Origin of the sequence: Paraburkholderia metrosideri, assembly GCF_904848625.1 — a bacterium.
Taxonomy (GTDB): domain Bacteria; phylum Pseudomonadota; class Gammaproteobacteria; order Burkholderiales; family Burkholderiaceae; genus Paraburkholderia; species Paraburkholderia metrosideri.
On the sequence record NZ_CAJHCP010000035.1, the window covers coordinates 1 to 2,589 of the forward strand.

At 52.6% G+C, this 2,589-nt stretch carries 1 rRNA gene; it reads left to right on the top strand.

The features are described from left to right. Window positions 1-2,571: ribosomal RNA gene (locus LMG28727_RS33830) — 23S ribosomal RNA — on the top strand; the annotation flags it as partial. Between the last annotated feature and the right edge of the window lie 18 nt (window positions 2,572-2,589).

Consider the following 2,589-nt stretch of genomic DNA (forward strand, 5'->3'; position numbering starts at 1 on the left):
GCCATAGCAGGTGATAGCCCTGTAGACGAAAACAGCGAGGAAGAACTGGGTGTACGAGAAGTAGGGCGGGACACGTGAAATCCTGTCTGAAGATGGGGGGACCATCCTCCAAGGCTAAATACTCGTGATCGACCGATAGTGAACCAGTACCGTGAGGGAAAGGCGAAAAGAACCCCGGGAGGGGAGTGAAATAGATCCTGAAACCGCATGCATACAAACAGTAGGAGCCTCCTTGAGGGGTGACTGCGTACCTTTTGTATAATGGGTCAGCGACTTACATTCAGTGGCAAGCTTAACCGATTAGGGCAGGCGTAGCGAAAGCGAGTCCGAACAGGGCGATTCAGTCGCTGGGTGTAGACCCGAAACCAGGTGATCTATCCATGGCCAGGATGAAGGTGCGGTAACACGTACTGGAGGTCCGAACCCACTAACGTTGAAAAGTTAGGGGATGAGCTGTGGATAGGGGTGAAAGGCTAAACAAACCTGGAAATAGCTGGTTCTCTCCGAAAACTATTTAGGTAGTGCCTCGTGTATCACCTTCGGGGGTAGAGCACTGTCATGGTTGTGGGGTCCATTGCGGATTACTACGCCATAGCAAACTCCGAATACCGAAGAGTGCAATCACGGGAGACAGACATCGGGTGCTAACGTCCGGTGTCAAGAGGGAAACAACCCAGACCGCCAGCTAAGGTCCCCAAATATTGCTAAGTGGGAAACGAAGTGGGAAGGCTAAAACAGTCAGGAGGTTGGCTTAGAAGCAGCCATCCTTTAAAGAAAGCGTAATAGCTCACTGATCGAGTCGTCCTGCGCGGAAGATGTAACGGGGCTAAGCAATATACCGAAGCTGCGGATGCACATTTATGTGCATGGTAGGAGAGCGTTCCGTAAGCCTGCGAAGGTGCATTGAAAAGTGCGCTGGAGGTATCGGAAGTGCGAATGCTGACATGAGTAGCGATAAAGGGGGTGAAAAGCCCCCTCGCCGTAAGCCCAAGGTTTCCTACGCAACGTTCATCGGCGTAGGGTGAGTCGGCCCCTAAGGCGAGGCAGAAATGCGTAGCTGATGGGAAGCAGGTTAATATTCCTGCACCATTGTTAAATGCGATGGGGGGACGGATCGCGGAAGGTTGTCCGGGTGTTGGAAGTCCCGGTCCTTGCATTGGAGAAGGCGCTTAGGCAAATCCGGGCGCGGAATTCAAGGGTGCGAGGCCATTCACTTAGGTGAAGAAGCAATCGGAAGTGGTTCCAAGAAAAGCCTCTAAGCTTCAGTTTAACAAGACCGTACCGCAAACCGACACAGGTGGGCGAGATGAGTATTCTAAGGCGCTTGAGAGAACTCGGGAGAAGGAACTCGGCAAATTGGTACCGTAACTTCGGGATAAGGTACGCCCCTGTAGCTTGATGCCCCTGCGGGCAGAGGGTGAAGGGGTTGCAATAAACTGGTGGCTGCGACTGTTTAATAAAAACACAGCACTCTGCAAACACGAAAGTGGACGTATAGGGTGTGACGCCTGCCCGGTGCCGGAAGATTAAATGATGGGGTGCAAGCTCTTGATTGAAGTCCCGGTAAACGGCGGCCGTAACTATAACGGTCCTAAGGTAGCGAAATTCCTTGTCGGGTAAGTTCCGACCTGCACGAATGGCGTAACGATGGCCACACTGTCTCCTCCCGAGACTCAGCGAAGTTGAAGTGTTTGTGATGATGCAATCTCCCCGCGGCTAGACGGAAAGACCCCATGAACCTTTACTGTAGCTTTGCATTGGACTTTGAACCGATCTGTGTAGGATAGGTGGGAGGCTATGAAGCGTGGACGCCAGTCTGCGTGGAGCCAACCTTGAAATACCACCCTGGTTTGTTTGAGGTTCTAACCTTGGTCCGTTATCCGGACTGGGGACAGTGCATGGTAGGCAGTTTGACTGGGGCGGTCTCCTCCCAAAGTGTAACGGAGGAGTACGAAGGTACGCTAGGTACGGTCGGAAATCGTGCTGATAGTGCAATGGCATAAGCGTGCTTAACTGCGAGACCGACAAGTCGAGCAGGTGCGAAAGCAGGTCATAGTGATCCGGTGGTTCTGTATGGAAGGGCCATCGCTCAACGGATAAAAGGTACTCTGGGGATAACAGGCTGATACCGCCCAAGAGTTCATATCGACGGCGGTGTTTGGCACCTCGATGTCGGCTCATCTCATCCTGGGGCTGTAGCCGGTCCCAAGGGTATGGCTGTTCGCCATTTAAAGAGGTACGTGAGCTGGGTTTAAAACGTCGTGAGACAGTTTGGTCCCTATCTGCCGTGGGCGCTGGATATTTGAAGGGGGCTGCTCCTAGTACGAGAGGACCGGAGTGGACGAACCTCTGGTGTACCGGTTGTCACGCCAGTGGCATCGCCGGGTAGCTATGTTCGGAAGAGATAACCGCTGAAAGCATCTAAGCGGGAAACTCGCCTTAAGATGAGATATCCCCGGGGCTTTAAGCCCCTTGAAGGGTCGTTCAAGACCAGGACGTTGATAGGTCAGGTGTGGAAGCGCAGTAATGCGTTAAGCTAACTGATACTAATTGCCCGTAAGGCTTGATCCTATAACCGGTGTGTTTTAC